The organism is Ruminococcus sp. HUN007 (assembly GCF_000712055.1).
Classification (GTDB): Bacteria; Bacillota; Clostridia; order Oscillospirales; family Ruminococcaceae; genus HUN007.
This window is the reverse complement of record NZ_JOOA01000002.1, coordinates 1,245,473-1,260,792: the sequence shown is the minus strand read 5'-3', so window position 1 is coordinate 1,260,792 and position 15,320 is coordinate 1,245,473. Positions and strand designations below refer to the sequence as shown.

Here is a 15,320-nt window from a genome sequence, read left to right as displayed (position 1 = left end):
AGTAAATGAGAGCGCTTATCACAGGCGGCGGCACCGGCGGGCACATCAACCCGGCTCTTGCCATCGCTTCAATAATAAAGGAACATGAACCTGACTCACAGTTTCTTTTCGCCGGAACTCCGTTTGGAATGGAGGCAAGACTCATACCTGAAGCTGGTTATGATTTTGCTCCTATCAAAGTAAGGGGATTCCAGAGAAAGATCTCGCTTGAAAATATCAGAAGAAATGCCGAGGCAGCTGCATATCTTGTTACAGCAATGCCGAGGGCTAAACAGATAATAAAGGAATTCCGTCCGGATGTTGTCATAGGAACGGGCGGATATGTAAGCGGTCCTGTAGTCCATCAGGCGGCAAAGCTCGGAATACCGACAGTTATCCATGAGCAGAATGCATACCCGGGAGTGACCACAAGGATACTTACCAAAAAAGTTGACAAAGTCATGCTTACTGTAAAGGAAGCTCTGGATTATCTGGGAACAGATATTGACTATACGGTTACCGGACTTCCGGTCCGTGCTGAACTGTTCGACAAGACGAAGGAAGAGGCAAGAAAGGAACTCGGTTTTGACGACAGTTTTACAGTTCTTTCCTTCGGAGGCAGTCTCGGTGCCGGATGTATCAACGAAACTATGGCTGAGGTCATAAAGTACACAAGGGCAAATGATCTTAAGATAAACCACATTCACGGTTACGGCGGAATGGGAAAGGATACATTTCCTGCAGCAATGAAAAAATACGGTGTTCCGATGAAGTCTGACAGGACGAGGATCACTGAATACATAAACGATATGGATACCTGTATGGCAGCTGCAGATCTTGTTGTCTGCCGTTCGGGTGCAACGACACTCGCAGAACTGGAAGCCATGGGAAAGCCGGCTATTCTTATACCATCGCCTATAGTTGCCGGAAACCATCAGTTCCATAATGCCAATGTTCTCGGCAAAGCCGGTGCTGCAGTCGTTATTGAGCAGAAAAATGTCAGATGCGATGAAGTTATAAAAATAATTGAAGATCTTTACAACGATCCGGCGCGTGTAAGAGAAATGTCAGAATGCTCACGCGGACTCTGGATCGACGATACATCAGAAAAGATCTGGCAGACTATAGACAGTGTTGTAAAGAAATCATGATCCGGGGAATGCTGTTCAGCTTTTCCCTGACTGAAAGGTCTGAAAAATGCAGGACGTAAAAAAAGTAAATCTGGAAACCAATAATCATTTTAAACGTGACAGACGAAGAAGAAACAATATGACCGGATACTATATTCTGGTCATAGTGCTTTCACTGATGATAGCTGCGGTACTGTCAGTTACATTTGCCTTTAACGTTCATAACATCACTATAAATGTAAGCGGCTCCGGAACAATGATATATTCTGAAGAAGATATAATGAAAAGCTCCGGACTTACCGGCGGTGAAAACCTGGTCCGCATGGACACGGAAAAGATCAGAGAAAAAATGCTCGGCGATCTCCTGTGCATCGACGATGTGAAAATAAAGAAGAATTTTCCGAATACAGTTGAAATAGAAGTTGTTCCGAGTGTGCCTGCAGCATACGTTGAATGCAGGGGCGGCTACATGACAGTCAGTGAAAACTGGAGAATAATCGGTCATTCTGAAGAAACTGAAGATGAAAATCTTATAGTCGTGAAAGGTTTTGATCCGGAAAAAAAACACCGAAAAGACCTTCATGAAGTCAAAGGACAAGGATAAGGACGAAGCTTTAAAGACCATTCTTGATGAAATCAGTTCGCAGGGAATAAAGAATATTGTCGGTATCGATCTGAGTGACAAGTATGATATTGTTCTTAATTACGACAACAGGATAAAAATAAAAATCGAAAAAACCTGTTGACGTTGAGTACAAGCTTCAGTACGCCTACAAGATCGTCACAGAAGAAATCAGGGAAAACAAGAGCGGTTATCTGATATACAGAAACTCTCTCGGATATTCATATGTTTCCGACGAAGAGTACAGGAGAGTGAACGGAAGCATAAATTCCATGATCCCGAAAAGGCCGGAACTTCCGGGTACGGAAGCAGCCGGAGATCCTGACGGTAACGGTGTGATCCCGGATGAGGCGGAAGCGGACGAAGCTTCTGAGGAGGAAGATGAAGAAGTAACTTCAGTTCCTGAAGATGTTCCTCCTGTCGATGCGGAACCGCAGGCCGGATGGTGATCTATGTTTTTTTTAAATATTACTTGAAATCATAATGAAAATATGATAAACTAATAGTACATGTTTATCAGGGGTTATTATAACTTGGAAATTTAAACTGAATTTTAATTGGGTGCTTAAACCCGGTACGCATTTGACGCATGTATTTTACAGATGCGTAAAGCGATAAAAATCATTATTACAGTTAAAGCACACTCTGGTGTTTACTGTGATATCATTCGAGAGGAGTATTATAATGGCAGGTTTTGTTTTTGAAAGCGATGCTTACGATCCGGAAGTGAACATAAAGGTTATAGGCGTTGGCGGCGGCGGCGGAAACGCACTCAACTGTATGGCTGATTCAGGTATTTCAGACATTGAGTACATTGCAGTCAATACAGATGCAGCAGCGCTCAGAAACTCAAAGGCAACTTCAAAGATCCAGATCGGTTCAAAGCTTACACGCGGCAGAGGTGCAGGTAACAAGCCTGAAGTCGGTGAAAGATCGGCTGAGGAAAACAAGGAAGAGATCGCATCAGCACTTAAAGATGCTGACATGATATTCATAACAGCCGGAATGGGCGGCGGTACAGGTACAGGTGCTGCTCCGGTAGTTGCACAGATCGCTAAGGAAATGGACATACTCACTGTTGCTGTTGTAACAAAGCCTTTCCTTTTTGAAAGAGAACAGAAAATGCTCCAGGCAGAAAGAGGCATTGCCGAGCTCAGAAAATATGTTGATTCTCTTATTGTTATCCCTAACGAAAAGCTTCTCTGCGGCCTCGACAAACCGCTTACAATGAAGGAATCATTCTCACTTGCAGATGACATATTAAAGACAGGTGTAAGAAGTATTTCAGACCTCATCACAGATGACGGATTCATCAACCTTGACTTTGCTGACGTTTCAACGATCATGAAGGGTGCAGGCTATGCTCACATGGCTATCGGCCACGGTGAAGGCAAGGACAAGGCAACAGATGCTGCAAAGGCAGTTATCTCAAGCCCGCTTCTTGAAACATCAATTTCAGGCGCTAACAGACTTCTCATCAACATCGTAATGTCAGAAGATGTTCTTGCAGAAGACGTTGATACAGCTACAAAGATGATCACAGATACTGCAGCTGATGATGTTGAATTCATTTTTGGTACAGCATTCAAGGAAGACATGCAGGACGAAATGACCATCACAGTAATTGCTGCAGGATTCGGTGAACCAAAGAGCGTTATAAACGCAAGAGCTGACAAGCCGGTACAGGCAGCACCGGTCGCTGAGGAAGTTCCTCCTGTTATTCCGCAGCCAGTCAAGCCGGCTCCGAAGGCTTCTTCAGATGAAGATGACCTTGATGCTATCTTTAAGATACTTGACAATAAAAAATAATCATTACTGATATCATTACTCCGACGCACGATTGTATAATCGTGCGTTTTGCATTATTTGGAAAGTGTTTTTTGTGTAAAATAAACTATAATGATTAATAAAGCTTGGGAATAATTAGTAGTTGTAAAATCACCGTATTATATGGTATAATATAAATACCAGAATCAGATTTTAAAACAGACACTGACAGTAAATTGATATGTCCCGGATGTATCATAAAAACTTATCAGTAAATTAAGAATTGTGTGTTCAGATAACTATCTGGTATGTCTTATTTCAGGAGGAAAAGAATTATGGACGAAAAGAACGAATTAGGGATTTTAAGAGAAACGAGCGGTCTTCAGAAGGGTTATGTAAAAGACGACGTTGATAAATATACAAACCAGCTTACAGCAGAAATAAAAGGACTTAACGAAAAGGTAAAGACTCTTGAGTCACAGCTTGAAGAGGCTAACGATAAATTAAGAGATGCTGAAGAAGCACTTTCCGCAGCCAAGAGCAGCGGCGGTTCATCATCAGGAAGCGGCCGTGAAGCCGAACTTGAAGCTGAAGTAAAAACACTTACCAACAAGCTCAATTCAACAACAATCACACTTAGAAAACTCGAAGAAGCTCTTCAGTCAGAAAAGAAAGCACGTCAGAGTGAAAAGATGCTTTACGATGCTGAAAGAGGTTCCGAAGGACGTCCTGCGATCAGTGCCGATGCAGTTAAGGCAGCTGTTTCTGACAACAGCGCTGAAGTTGCTGAACTCAATACAAAGCTTTCAGAAAAGGATAAAGAGATCGAAGAACTCAAGGAAAGCCTTGCAAAGAAAGAAAAGGAGATCGCAGATCTTGATGACAAGCTCAAGAATGCAAAATCAGCTCCTGCAGCAGAACCTGAGTTCAAGAGCTCATTTGATATCGGAAATGTATTCATTGAAGCTCAGAACACTGCAAAGAAGATCACAGTAGAAGCTCAGACAGCTGCTGACAAGCTCGCTGAAGAAGCAAGAGAAACAGCTGACAAGACAATAAAGGAAGCCAAGGAAAAGGCTGAAGCTGCTGAAAAGGAAGCTAAGGAAAAGAGCGAAAAAATGATCGCTGACGCAGACAAAAAAGCTAAGGAACTCGTTGAGAAAGCTGAAAAGGATGCTGAAGAGATCGGCGTAAATGCAAGCAGTAAGGCTTCAGGACTTGACAAGATCTCTGAAGAGATCAGATCTTCATTCAAGAATGATCTTGACAAGCTCAAGGAAAACCTTAAAAACATTACAGATGCTATCAGCAAGGCTGAAGAGAACCTCAGCAAGACAGTCGGCGAGGCTGACAAAAAAATCACTGATTACAGCAAGACAATGTTTGACAAGAAGTCACTTGACGAGTATATCAAGAGCAATCCTGCTCCGAAGATCATAGTAAGGGAACAGAGCGGTAACGGCAAGTCTCAGGAAAAGCCGGCAACCGGCGGCAACAACTGGGCTATGGATGACCTTGAGGCTCTTACAAAACAGGTAGAGTCAGCCAACAGCGGCAAGAAGGAAAACAACGGCCAGAAGAATGAATCAGGAAACGGATCTTCACTCGGAAGCAATGCTGAAAAGTGGAAGAGCGATCTTGCAGCACTTGCAAAGGCTGCCGAAGTAGAAGGAATCTGATCATCTTTTAAGGGATTGTAATGAATGCAATTTTCTTATAAGTGTTCAATATAATTCCACGTCATAATCACTAAAAAAGACATTAAAATTTTATATTTCCAAAAAATCATAGCCTGTCAGAATGACAGGCTATGATTTTTATGTGTATAGGGTTCTGCCTTCTATTTTCTTCCGACCAAAAGTGACATATACTGCATTCAAATGGAACATAATGGCCTTGACAAAACTCTTAAGATATTGTATGATAGTAATCGCATGGTCAAGGCGTACACTATATCTTGTACCCACTGACCAATTACGACACTATATATTGAGGAGCAGTGCAGTTTATGAAGGTTCAGAAAAGAGACGGAAGAGTTACTGACTACGACCAGGGCAAGATCGTAAGGGCGATTAAAAAAGCAAATGCTGAAGTTCCTGAGCGTGAAAAGATCGGCAGCAATTCCATCGAAGACATTGTAAAGTACATTGAAAAGTTTGCAGAAAAAACTATTCTGAACGTTGAGAACATTCAGGATATGATCGAGTGCGAACTTGTACGTCAGGGAAAGTACACTCTTGCAAAAAAATATATCATATACCGTTACCAGAGAGCTCTTCTGAGAAAAGCCAATACAACTGATGAGTCTATCCTCAAGCTTATCAAGAACGAAAACAAGGAGCTTGCAGAGGAAAACTCCAACAAGAATACTATTCTTGCTTCCACACAGCGTGACTATATCGCCGGTGAAGTTTCACGCGATCTCACCAGAAGAATGCTTCTTCCGGAAAGCGTTTCCATGGCACATGACCAGGGCATCCTCCATTTCCATGATGCCGACTACTTCATTCAGCCGATTTTCAACTGCTGTCTTATTAACATCGGCGACATGCTCGACAACGGCACAGTCATGAACGGAAAGATGATCGAATCACCGAAGAGCTTTCAGGTTGCCTGTACAGTAATGACACAGATCATTTCCGCTGTTGCAAGTAACCAGTACGGCGGTCAGTCCGTTGACATGATCCATCTCGGAAAATACCTCAGAAAGAGCAGAGACAAATATCTCCGTGACATGCTGAATGAATTTAAGGACACTCTCGATGAGGAAACCATAAAGAAAGTCGTTGACTTAAGACTCCGCGACGAACTCAAGTCCGGTGTTCAGACTATCCAGTACCAGATCAACACTCTCATGACTACAAACGGACAGGCTCCGTTTGTAACACTTTTCCTTCACGTTGACGAGAACGATGAATACGCAGATGAAAATGCAATGATCATCGAGGAGATCCTCCGCCAGAGATACGAGGGCATCAAGAATGAAGCGGGCGTAAATGCTACACCTGCATTCCCGAAACTTATCTACGTTCTCGACGAGAACAACTGCTTCAAGGGCGGAAAGTATGATTATCTCACTGAACTCGCTGTAAAATGTTCAGCAAAGAGAATGTACCCTGACTACATTTCAGCAAAGAAGATGCGTGAAAACTATCAGGGCAACGTATTCAGCTGCATGGGATGCCGCAGCTTCCTTTCACCGTGGAAGGATGAAAACGGAAACTACAAGTTCGAGGGACGCTTCAACCAGGGTGTTGTAAGTATCAACCTTCCGCAGATCGGTATCGTTTCAGGCGGTAACGAAGAAGAATTCTGGAAGATCTTCGACGAAAGACTTGAACTCTGCTATGAAGCACTCATGTGCAGACACAAGGCACTTGAAGGTACACTTTCAGACGTAAGCCCTATCCACTGGCAGTACGGCGCTATCGCAAGACTGAAGAAGGGCGAAAAGATCGACAAGCTTCTTCACGGCGGCTACTCAACGATGTCACTCGGATACATCGGACTTTATGAGCTTACTAAGTTAATGAAGGGTGTAAGCCACACTGATCCTGCCGGCACGGAATTCGCTCTCCGTGTAATGCACCACATGAAGGAAACAACAGACCGCTGGAAGGAAAAGACCGGCATCGGCTTTGCTCTCTACGGCACACCGGCTGAAAGCCTGTGCTACCGTTTTGCCAAGATCGACAGACAGCGTTTCGGTGTAATAAAGGACGTTACCGACAAGGGCTACTACACAAACTCATATCACGTTGATGTTCGTGAAAAGATAGATGCCTTTGACAAATTCACATTTGAGAGTCAGTTCCAGAACATATCCACAGGCGGATGTATCTCATATGTTGAAATACCGAACATAACAGGAAACCTTGATGCTCTCAGGGATCTTGTTAAGTTTATCTACGACAACATCCAGTACGCTGAGTTCAATACCAAGTCAGATTTCTGCCACGTTTGCGGATATGACGGTGAGATCATCGTAAACGATGAGAACCAGTGGGAATGTCCTCAGTGTCACAACAAGGATCACGCACTGATGACAGTTACAAGAAGAACCTGCGGATATCTTGGTGAAAACTTCTGGAACCAGGGCAAGACAAAAGAGATCAAGGAAAGAGTGCTGCATCTGTAATGAATTACGCGATGCTGAAGAAAAGGGACGTTGCCGACGGCATCGGCGTCCGCGTATCACTTTTCGTGAGCGGATGTACCCATCACTGTAAAGGCTGCTTCAATGAAGAGACCTGGGACTTTAACTTCGGTTCACCTTTTGATGAAGCCGTCGAAAGAGAGATAACCGAAGCACTTGCCCCTGATTACATAAGAGGGCTTACAGTCCTCGGCGGTGAGCCTATGGAAAAAGTCAATCAGAGAGCGCTTCTCCCTTTTATAAAAAAGGTCAGAGAGACTTATCCTGAAAAGGACATCTGGTTTTACTCAGGCTATACCTTTGACACGGAACTCACAGGTGAGGGCAGGGCAGTATGCGAAGTTACCGCAGAGCTGCTTTCGTACATCGACGTCCTTGTGGACGGTGAGTTCATCGAGGAACAGAAAAACCTGAGACTGCGGTTCCGCGGTTCGGAAAACCAGAGAATAATCGATGTAAAAGCTTCGCTTTCATCGGGAAAAACAGTTCTTTATGAACTTCCGGAATAAAAAACAAGCCTGCGTACAGTATATGCTGCGCAGGCTTTTTCTTGTCACAGTGAAAAAAATATTGTCGAACAAACTAAAAGTCAAAATTCACGTAAAATAAGGGGAACACTGATCAGGTCATGATCCCGCAGGCTTATCAGACGACCGCTGCAAATGATCCGGATTTTCTGTCAAAGAAAAATACACTGTCAGAAAGAGTATCCTCCGGACCGAAGATCCTGTTTGTCTCAGTTACATTGCGTTTTATGCTTGCAGGATCTATTGAGCCCTTTTTGTGGATCATCGCTTCATGTATGCTGGTAAATGCAACATAGAAGCTGTCATCAAACATTTCCGCCAGTTTTTCCTTCACACCCGGATAGAACATTGCAATTGCTCCGTTGGTCTTTCTGCTTGTGGTGACAAGTGCCGTATTGTCCGGCTTTAGCCTGCGGGTTTTAAAGTCCTTTGACATGAAAGCGCTTTCCGGTTCCGGAGTGCGTTCAATGTCGAAAATGTTTGTGTACAGTCTCGGCAAAGCATAGCTGCTTGTGTTTTTCATTGTGATCTTCAGAAGCTCATCGAAGTCGATACCCCACTCCTCGAAAACGATATACGGAACTTTTATGGTGTTGAGAATACCGTTTTCACTGTCGTCAAGAACGATCGCATACAGGACAAGGGCAATGTCCTCGAATGTCCTGTAGACGCAGCCTTCAAGTTTCGTTCTGTTGCTTTTAAGGTTCAGAGGACGTATTATAAGTCTGTCCTTTATCTTTTCGTAGGAAAAGAGCGAGTCGGTAATACTGCCGGCAGAACTTTTTATGTACTGTGCGTATCGTATGTTCTCGGCGGCGATGCTGATGACCGCGTCCCAGCCTTTTTCCTCGTATACTTTTCTGAGGGATGCCACCTTCAGAATGATCGCACCGGTTCCGTTCCGGTCTTCACTTCCCAGGTCGAATACTGCAAAGTCTCCGAGCAGTGTTTCGTATTCGATACGGAAGTATTTCATGTTGGTTTCCCTGATAAACTGACGGGTTTTTGTGTCATCCGGTGCCGCCTTTTCACCTTTGCGGTGCATGGTGAGCACAGCGTGTGTTTCTCTGATCTCCTTTGATTCTCTCAGGTTTTCCTCAAGAGTACTTGTAAATATGTTACAGTTCATTCTAAAATCTCCTTGTAAATTACTGATTGATATGGGTTTGCAAATCCAGTAAATCCATAATAACACATAAAACAAATTTTGTCAACCATTTTCTGAAAAATAATTTCATAAAATCCCTTGCAAAAATAGCCTTGTAAATATTTCTTGTTGACAATGGGACTCTTAAACTCTATAATTATAAATAGAATCAACAGTAAAACAGGGGGAGCAAAAATGAGTAAAAAACACATTGATTTTATCTGGACAGACAAGAAAAGAACATTTCTCGGACTTCCGATATCATTTACAAGATATTTTCTTACAGACAAGAAGATAATATGCCGTACAGGTTTTTTCAATATAGCTGAAGATGAAATCAACATCTACAAGATAACTGATAAAAAGCTTACGCTTTCTTTAGGCGAAAGGTTATTCGGCTGCGGTACAATCACTGTTTTCTCACGTGATACCGATACTCCGAAAATGGAGATAAAGCACATCAAAAAGCCGTATGAAGTATCTGAGATGATTGATAAGGAGATCGACGAGGAACGTGACAAGTACGGTATCCGCGGCAGAGATATGATCCCGGGCCACTACTGTGACCACGGCGACGGTGATTTGGATCACGACGGTCTGAACGACTGAGACGAAAAGAGTAACTGATTTATGTAACCAGAGGGTGATAGAATTATCGCCCTTTTTTTTCGCGTTGAAAAAGAGCAGATCCGTTCAGGAACATTCCGGAGAGGAATAGTTTCCGGAACGGAAAAGCAGCAATGGAAAGAGGATAATATATGCTTTCATTTATTACAGAAAAGAGATCCTGCTGGCAGGCACTGAAAGAGGAAACAAGACCGCTGTATATCTACGGCATGGGAAACGGTGCGGAAAAGATAATGGCAGTGTTTGCGGAATACGGGATAGAGGTAAAGGGATTCTTTGCAAGCGATGAATTTGTAAGAGGCCATTCCTTTATGGGCTATAAGGTAAAAAAATATTCTGAGGTGTGTGCGGAAGAAGATGACTTCGTCATAGTGCTTGCCTTCGCAGCCGGATATGATTCGCTTATTGAAAAAATAGAAGGCATGGCTGAGGAGCACACGCTCTATGCTCCTGACGTGCCGATAGAAGGCGGCGGACTGTTTACTTACGAATACTGTCTTGAACATGCTGATGAGCTTGAAAGGGTATATGAGGCCCTTGCGGATGACCTTTCACGCAAAGTGTTTGCCGACGTGATAAATTTCAGAATAAGCGGAAAGACAGAGTACCTTAAGGGCATTACAACTCCGAAAAGTGAAGTGTATACCGGTATAATCCGCCCGTCCGGAAATGAAGTGTACGTTGATCTCGGAGCCTATACCGGTGACACTGTTTCCGAGCTTCTTGAGTTTACGGACGGAAAATATGAAAAGATCTATGCCCTCGAACCGGACAGAAGGAATTTTAAAAAACTCTCACTTTCAACAGAAGGAATGGAAAATGTGGAGATCTTCAACTGTGCGGTCTGGGACAGAGACACCGTGCTTATGTTTGCTGACAAATCAGGAAGGCAGTCAGCAGTAAGTCAGACGGGAAAGCCGAAGGAAGCACGTTCAGTTGACAGCATTCTTGCAGGAGGCAGGGCGGATATAATCAAAATGGACGTTGAGGGAGCCGAGGACGAAGCGATAAACGGAGCAGTGAACACCATAAAGACCTTCAGACCGAAACTCATGATCTCGCTTTACCACAGAAACAGGGACATTTTTTATCTTCCGCTGAAAGTCCTGAGCCTTCACCCTGACTATAAGCTCTACATAAGACACCAGCCGTATATTCCTGCATGGGAAACCAATCTCTATGCAATATGATGCGTTTTTAAATTTCAAAAGCCAAAAACCTGCAGAAAAGAGGATAATTAAAGAGGCGTTTATATATTATCTATAATTCAGATGCTTTAAAAGCATCCCTTATTATTGAAACATAAAGAATTTTTGCAGGAATATAAGAAATCACTTGCATTTTTCGCCGGTTTGTAATATTATATATATTAGGACTCCGGACTGCACCGGAGGAAAAGGAAGAAAATACATAATAATTGTCTGGGAGGACTCTTTAATGAAAAAATTAAGCGAAATGACACATGAAGAGCTTTTAGCATTTAAGAATGAGACTGAAAAGCAGTATCTTGATTTCAAGAGCCTTGATCTTCATCTTGACATGTCAAGAGGCAAGCCGGCTCCGGCACAGCTTGATCTCACAATGCCTATGTTAAACGTCCTTTCAGCTGACGATACACTTTCAACAGAAAAGGGACTTGACTGCAGAAACTACGGCGTACTCGACGGTATTCCGGAAGCAAAGCAGATGTTTGCTGATGTTCTCGGTGTAAAGCCTGAAAACATCATCGTTTACGGCAACTCAAGCCTCGCAATTATGTTCGATACAATCACAAGAGCATGGACACACGGACTTCTCGGAAGCACACCTTGGTCAAAGCTTGACAAGGTAAAGTTCCTCTGTCCTGTACCTGGCTACGACAGACACTTCGGGATCACACAGTACTACGGTATCGAAATGATCAACATCCCTACAGATGAAAACGGCCCTGACATGGACATGGTTGAAAAGCTCGTTTCAGAAGATGCTTCAATTAAGGGTATCTGGTGCGTTCCGCAGTACTCAAATCCTACAGGTGTAAGCTACTCAGATGAAGTAGTAAAGAGATTTGCAGCATTAAAGCCTAAGGCAGAAGACTTCAGAATTTTCTGGGACAATGCTTACTGCATCCACCATCTCACAGATTCACCTAAGTGCATACTCAATATTTTCGACGAATGTAAGAAGAACGGCACTGAAAACATGGTTTACGAATTCATGTCAACATCAAAGGTTTCATTCCCTGGTGCCGGCGTTGCAGTTTTAGCAGCAAGCGTTGAAAACGTAGAATACATCAAGAAGGGTCTCGGAGTTTCCACTATCGGTTTCGACAAGATCAACCAGCTCCGTCACATCAGATTCTTTAAGAACGCTGAAGGACTTAAGAACCACATGAAGCTTCACAAGAACATCATTGCTCCTAAGTTTGCAGTTGTTATCGACCAGCTCGAAAAGAACATTGCTCCGCTCGGTATCGCTTCATGGCACAATGCTGAAGGCGGTTACTTCATCTCATTCAATGCAATGAAGGGCTGTGCAAAGAGAATCGTTTCTCTCTGTAAGGAAGCAGGCGTTGTACTCACAGGTGCCGGTGCTACTTATCCTTACGGCAACGATCCTGATGACAGCAACATCAGAATCGCTCCTTCATATCCTACAGTTGAGGAACTCACAAAGGCAATGGAACTCTTCTGCATCTGCATAAAACTTGCTTCAGCAGAAAAGCTTCTTGAAAAATAATCAGTAAAGCTATTCGTATCCTCAGGAAACGCTGATCAGCGTTTCTCTCATAACAGGTAAAACGGTGATATGCTTCGGCTGTCACCGTTTTTCACTGTCTTAAAACAGGCTTAGTGTTGACATAACTCAATTAAAATGGTAGAATGTCTGTAGCCTCATAGTTAAACGACCGGCATTATCTGGTAGCTCATCAGTTTATAACCGGTTTGAAACTATCGAATTATCGGGAACGGAGTTTGAGTAAAATGGAAACTTTTGATGTATCTACTGATATAGATCTCAGTTACATGGAAGAAAAAATAGAGAAATCTCTTGCCATGAAGCAGGCTAAGTCAGAAATGAAAAAAACAATGAACCGTCCTCCTTTAAGACACAGAAATGAAAAAAGTTTAAAGGAGAAAACGACTTCATGAAATTTGACAGTCAGTTCTTTTCACTTTTTTCCGAATGTTTTCCGATGCTCGGAACAGCCGGCCGTGTAATGGAGGAAAAACTTGAAGGGACTGATCTGCTTGTCAGAAAAAGCGGCAGTGAGATCACAGGGTTTGCAGCTGTTGACGGAAATACAGTGCTTCTTGTCTGCGTTCATCCGGAACATCAGGGAAAAGGTATCGGTTCCTCACTTCTTGAGGAAGCAGAGGAGATCATAAGATCCCGCGGATATGACAGGGCGGTTCTCGGGAGAAGTGAGCGCGATATTTTCTGGGGCGCTGTTATTGATACCATGTCACACCGCTTTTTTTGAAAACCGCGGTTATACAGCCTTTAACGGAACGCTCAGCATGGTCCTGGATGCCGCGGACATTCCTTCTGACAGCTCGTCATGGAGCAGACCTCTTCCGGAGGGGTTAAGCTATACAGTTGTAAACGGCGGAGACCTTTCCGATGTGTATGAAGCGGTAATGCGTGTTGAGCCGAAGTGGCTCAGGTTTTATGAAAACAACAGTAAGTCAGCCGTTATAAAAGCCGTTCTGTCAGGCAGGACTGTGGGCTTTGCAATGGCCGATACTGATGCGGGAACAATTATTACGGGGAAAGACAGCAGAACCGGACTTTTAGGATATGTCGGTGTTGTGCCTGAGGAAAGAAACAGAGGCATAGGACTCGGCATGGTAGCCTTTGCAGCAGGATACATGAAATCAGCGGGATGTACTGAAGTTTACGTAAACTATACATCTCTTGATGAGTGGTACGCAAAGCTTGGATTTGCAGAAAATCTGTGGTACTGGATGGGCGAAAAAAAACTATAATCTGTTAGGGGAACATTTGATGCGAACATTCTTAAAAATACTTTTAACGGTCATTCTCATAGGCGGAGCAGCAGCGGTTGCAGCCGGATATTTTCTTATCTATTCGAGCAGACAGTCCGACGACGGAATCAGACCTACTCACTATGCAAATGCGGTTGAAGATGATGAATTTGAGGCAAAAGGCAAAACAGGTGAAACTCTTTTCAAGCTTAACAGAGAGAAGATTAAAAAGACAGGAAGCCATTATATTGACGGCTTTGAACTTCTCTGGCAGATGCCGGAGCTTCCTACAGGCTGTGAGGTAACTTCCCTTACCATGGTGCTTAATCACCTTGGTCTGGATGCCGACAAGGTGGATGTCGCAAGAAATTATCTTATCAAGGAAGATGTAAGATGCGATGAGGATGAGCACTATTTCGGACCTGATTTCCGAAATACTTTTGCAGGTGATCCGGAAGGCGATTCTTCCTACGGATGCATGGCTCCGTGTATTGTCAGGACCGCTCAGAGGTTTATAGACGACTGCGGCGGCGCATTTTCACCGGTCAATCTTTCCGGTGCTGAATTCGATGACCTTCTTGATTACGTTGAACACGACGTTCCTGTTATCATCTGGTCAACAATGGAACTTGTTGAGCCGGAATACAAATCAAGATGGAGAACACCTGAAGGCAAAGTGGTGATCTGGCCGTCAAACGAACACTGTGTAGTCCTACCGGCTACGATGCTGATGAAGGTACTGTACGTACACACGATCCGATGAACGGCGTTCTTACACTTGACATGGGAGCTGTCTGCACGCGCTATGAGCAGCTAGAACGCAATGCGGTCATAATAGTAAAAGGCAAAAACTGATAATAAAACAAAAAGGAACACATTTCAGCTTCAGCGTAACTGAAATGTGTTCCTTTTTTTACGGAGAGACTGCTCCGGCAGAAATGATCATTCGTTTGTTTCGTTCTTTCCGAATAATAAACGGAGCATTTTTGAAACGTATTTCTGTGTGAATGTTGTACATTCGCTCATCACGTAACCCATTCTTGAAAGCGGTGTGTTCATTTCACCGTTTTCGTCAACGAACGGCTTTGCACGCTTGAATGTTTCCTCTTCAGGCTCAGCAAGGATCTCCTGAGCGATCTTCTTTGAAAGGTCGCTTAACTTTTCTTCTGTAAGATCAAGGTTAATATCTGCGCCTTCTTCGTATACCTTTTTTCTGAGTTCATAGATCTCTCCGGACTGGTGCTTTACCATTCTTCTGAGCTCTGCGATCTCGTCAGCCTGCTTTTTGATCGTCTCTTCAAGGCTTTCGTTGATAAGCTCTTTAATATCATCTTCAGTGAAATTTTTCTTGAACATAAATGTATTCCTCCGTTGTTTTATTACGACCATGTTATTTA

17 protein-coding genes are annotated in these 15,320 nt (G+C 43.4%); 15 read left to right on the top strand and 2 right to left on the bottom strand.

Annotation, left to right across the window (positions count from 1 at the left end; all coding sequences use genetic code 11):
- Positions 1-5 precede the first annotated feature (5 nt).
- From murG to nrdG, 8 genes are all read left to right on the top strand, one after another.
- The gene (gene murG, locus CC97_RS09590) at positions 6-1,130 is read left to right on the top strand and encodes an undecaprenyldiphospho-muramoylpentapeptide beta-N-acetylglucosaminyltransferase (RefSeq protein ID WP_044974789.1); all 1,125 of its coding nucleotides are present in this window, start codon (positions 6-8) and stop codon (positions 1,128-1,130) included.
- A gap of 46 nt (positions 1,131-1,176) precedes the next feature.
- Positions 1,177-1,713, top strand: coding sequence for an FtsQ-type POTRA domain-containing protein (locus CC97_RS09585; RefSeq protein ID WP_044974788.1), 537 nt, complete (start codon positions 1,177-1,179; stop codon positions 1,711-1,713).
- The gene (locus CC97_RS20155) at positions 1,691-1,855 is read left to right on the top strand and encodes a hypothetical protein (RefSeq protein ID WP_156036862.1); all 165 of its coding nucleotides are present in this window, start codon (positions 1,691-1,693) and stop codon (positions 1,853-1,855) included. Before CC97_RS09585 ends, CC97_RS20155 begins: the two co-directional genes overlap by 23 nt.
- Positions 1,856-1,982: 127 nt before the next feature.
- Positions 1,983-2,180, top strand: a complete 198-nt coding sequence (locus CC97_RS20150; RefSeq protein WP_156036860.1) for a hypothetical protein — start codon at positions 1,983-1,985, stop codon at positions 2,178-2,180.
- A gap of 235 nt (positions 2,181-2,415) precedes the next feature.
- On the top strand, positions 2,416-3,540 hold the full coding sequence (gene ftsZ / locus CC97_RS09580) for a cell division protein FtsZ (protein WP_044974787.1): 1,125 nt from the start codon (positions 2,416-2,418) through the stop codon (positions 3,538-3,540).
- A gap of 293 nt (positions 3,541-3,833) precedes the next feature.
- Positions 3,834-5,177, top strand: coding sequence for a hypothetical protein (locus tag CC97_RS09575; protein ID WP_044974786.1), 1,344 nt, complete (start codon positions 3,834-3,836; stop codon positions 5,175-5,177).
- A gap of 329 nt (positions 5,178-5,506) precedes the next feature.
- Positions 5,507-7,636 (top strand): anaerobic ribonucleoside-triphosphate reductase, encoded by a 2,130-nt coding sequence (nrdD, locus tag CC97_RS09570; protein ID WP_044974785.1) that lies wholly within the window; start codon positions 5,507-5,509, stop codon positions 7,634-7,636.
- Positions 7,636-8,163, top strand: a complete 528-nt coding sequence (gene nrdG / locus CC97_RS09565; protein WP_044974784.1) for an anaerobic ribonucleoside-triphosphate reductase activating protein — start codon at positions 7,636-7,638, stop codon at positions 8,161-8,163. The genes nrdD and nrdG overlap by 1 nt, the downstream gene beginning before the upstream one ends.
- A 136-nt stretch (positions 8,164-8,299) precedes the next feature.
- On the opposite strand, the gene CC97_RS09560 is transcribed toward nrdG, so the two are convergent.
- Entirely contained in the window at positions 8,300-9,310 is a 1,011-nt protein-coding gene (locus CC97_RS09560) for a DUF5688 family protein (protein WP_044974783.1), read from the bottom strand.
- 213 nt (positions 9,311-9,523) lie between these two features.
- On the opposite strand from CC97_RS09560, the gene CC97_RS09550 reads away from it, so the two are divergent.
- The 7 genes from CC97_RS09550 (at position 9,524) to CC97_RS09525 (ending at position 14,686) form a co-directional block, all read left to right on the top strand.
- Positions 9,524-9,937 (top strand): PH domain-containing protein, encoded by a 414-nt coding sequence (locus CC97_RS09550; RefSeq protein WP_044974781.1) that lies wholly within the window; start codon positions 9,524-9,526, stop codon positions 9,935-9,937.
- 149 nt (positions 9,938-10,086) lie between these two features.
- Positions 10,087-11,145, top strand: coding sequence for an FkbM family methyltransferase (locus CC97_RS09545; RefSeq protein ID WP_044974780.1), 1,059 nt, complete (start codon positions 10,087-10,089; stop codon positions 11,143-11,145).
- Positions 11,146-11,392: 247 nt separating this feature from the next.
- Complete coding sequence (locus CC97_RS09540; RefSeq protein WP_044974779.1) at positions 11,393-12,673, top strand: aminotransferase class I/II-fold pyridoxal phosphate-dependent enzyme; 1,281 nt, start codon at positions 11,393-11,395, stop codon at positions 12,671-12,673.
- Positions 12,674-12,918: 245 nt separating this feature from the next.
- The gene (locus tag CC97_RS20145; protein WP_156036858.1) at positions 12,919-13,086 is read left to right on the top strand and encodes a hypothetical protein; all 168 of its coding nucleotides are present in this window, start codon (positions 12,919-12,921) and stop codon (positions 13,084-13,086) included.
- Positions 13,083-13,418, top strand: a complete 336-nt coding sequence (locus CC97_RS09535) for a GNAT family N-acetyltransferase (RefSeq protein ID WP_044974778.1) — start codon at positions 13,083-13,085, stop codon at positions 13,416-13,418. The genes CC97_RS20145 and CC97_RS09535 overlap by 4 nt, the downstream gene beginning before the upstream one ends.
- Positions 13,419-13,455: 37 nt before the next feature.
- The gene (locus tag CC97_RS09530) at positions 13,456-13,923 is read left to right on the top strand and encodes a GNAT family N-acetyltransferase (RefSeq protein WP_044974777.1); all 468 of its coding nucleotides are present in this window, start codon (positions 13,456-13,458) and stop codon (positions 13,921-13,923) included.
- Between the two features lie 19 nt (positions 13,924-13,942).
- Positions 13,943-14,686, top strand: a complete 744-nt coding sequence (locus CC97_RS09525) for a C39 family peptidase (RefSeq protein WP_044974776.1) — start codon at positions 13,943-13,945, stop codon at positions 14,684-14,686.
- A gap of 179 nt (positions 14,687-14,865) precedes the next feature.
- On the opposite strand, the gene CC97_RS09520 is transcribed toward CC97_RS09525, so the two are convergent.
- Positions 14,866-15,279, bottom strand: a complete 414-nt coding sequence (locus CC97_RS09520; protein ID WP_044974775.1) for a hypothetical protein — start codon at positions 15,277-15,279, stop codon at positions 14,866-14,868.
- Positions 15,280-15,320 lie beyond the last annotated feature (41 nt).

Coding starts and splice junctions, on each gene's coding strand:
- murG (WP_044974789.1), top strand. CDS start 6: ATGAGAGCGCTTATCACAGGCGGCGGCACCGGCGGGCACATCAACCCG.
- CC97_RS09585 (WP_044974788.1), top strand. CDS start 1,177: ATGCAGGACGTAAAAAAAGTAAATCTGGAAACCAATAATCATTTTAAA.
- CC97_RS20155 (WP_156036862.1), top strand. CDS start 1,691: ATGAAGTCAAAGGACAAGGATAAGGACGAAGCTTTAAAGACCATTCTT.
- ftsZ (WP_044974787.1), top strand. CDS start 2,416: ATGGCAGGTTTTGTTTTTGAAAGCGATGCTTACGATCCGGAAGTGAAC.
- CC97_RS09575 (WP_044974786.1), top strand. CDS start 3,834: ATGGACGAAAAGAACGAATTAGGGATTTTAAGAGAAACGAGCGGTCTT.
- nrdD (WP_044974785.1), top strand. CDS start 5,507: ATGAAGGTTCAGAAAAGAGACGGAAGAGTTACTGACTACGACCAGGGC.
- nrdG (WP_044974784.1), top strand. CDS start 7,636: ATGAATTACGCGATGCTGAAGAAAAGGGACGTTGCCGACGGCATCGGC.
- CC97_RS09560 (WP_044974783.1), bottom strand. CDS start 9,310: ATGAACTGTAACATATTTACAAGTACTCTTGAGGAAAACCTGAGAGAA.
- CC97_RS09550 (WP_044974781.1), top strand. CDS start 9,524: ATGAGTAAAAAACACATTGATTTTATCTGGACAGACAAGAAAAGAACA.
- CC97_RS09545 (WP_044974780.1), top strand. CDS start 10,087: ATGCTTTCATTTATTACAGAAAAGAGATCCTGCTGGCAGGCACTGAAA.
- CC97_RS09540 (WP_044974779.1), top strand. CDS start 11,393: ATGAAAAAATTAAGCGAAATGACACATGAAGAGCTTTTAGCATTTAAG.
- CC97_RS20145 (WP_156036858.1), top strand. CDS start 12,919: ATGGAAACTTTTGATGTATCTACTGATATAGATCTCAGTTACATGGAA.
- CC97_RS09535 (WP_044974778.1), top strand. CDS start 13,083: ATGAAATTTGACAGTCAGTTCTTTTCACTTTTTTCCGAATGTTTTCCG.
- CC97_RS09530 (WP_044974777.1), top strand. CDS start 13,456: ATGGTCCTGGATGCCGCGGACATTCCTTCTGACAGCTCGTCATGGAGC.
- CC97_RS09525 (WP_044974776.1), top strand. CDS start 13,943: ATGCGAACATTCTTAAAAATACTTTTAACGGTCATTCTCATAGGCGGA.
- CC97_RS09520 (WP_044974775.1), bottom strand. CDS start 15,279: ATGTTCAAGAAAAATTTCACTGAAGATGATATTAAAGAGCTTATCAAC.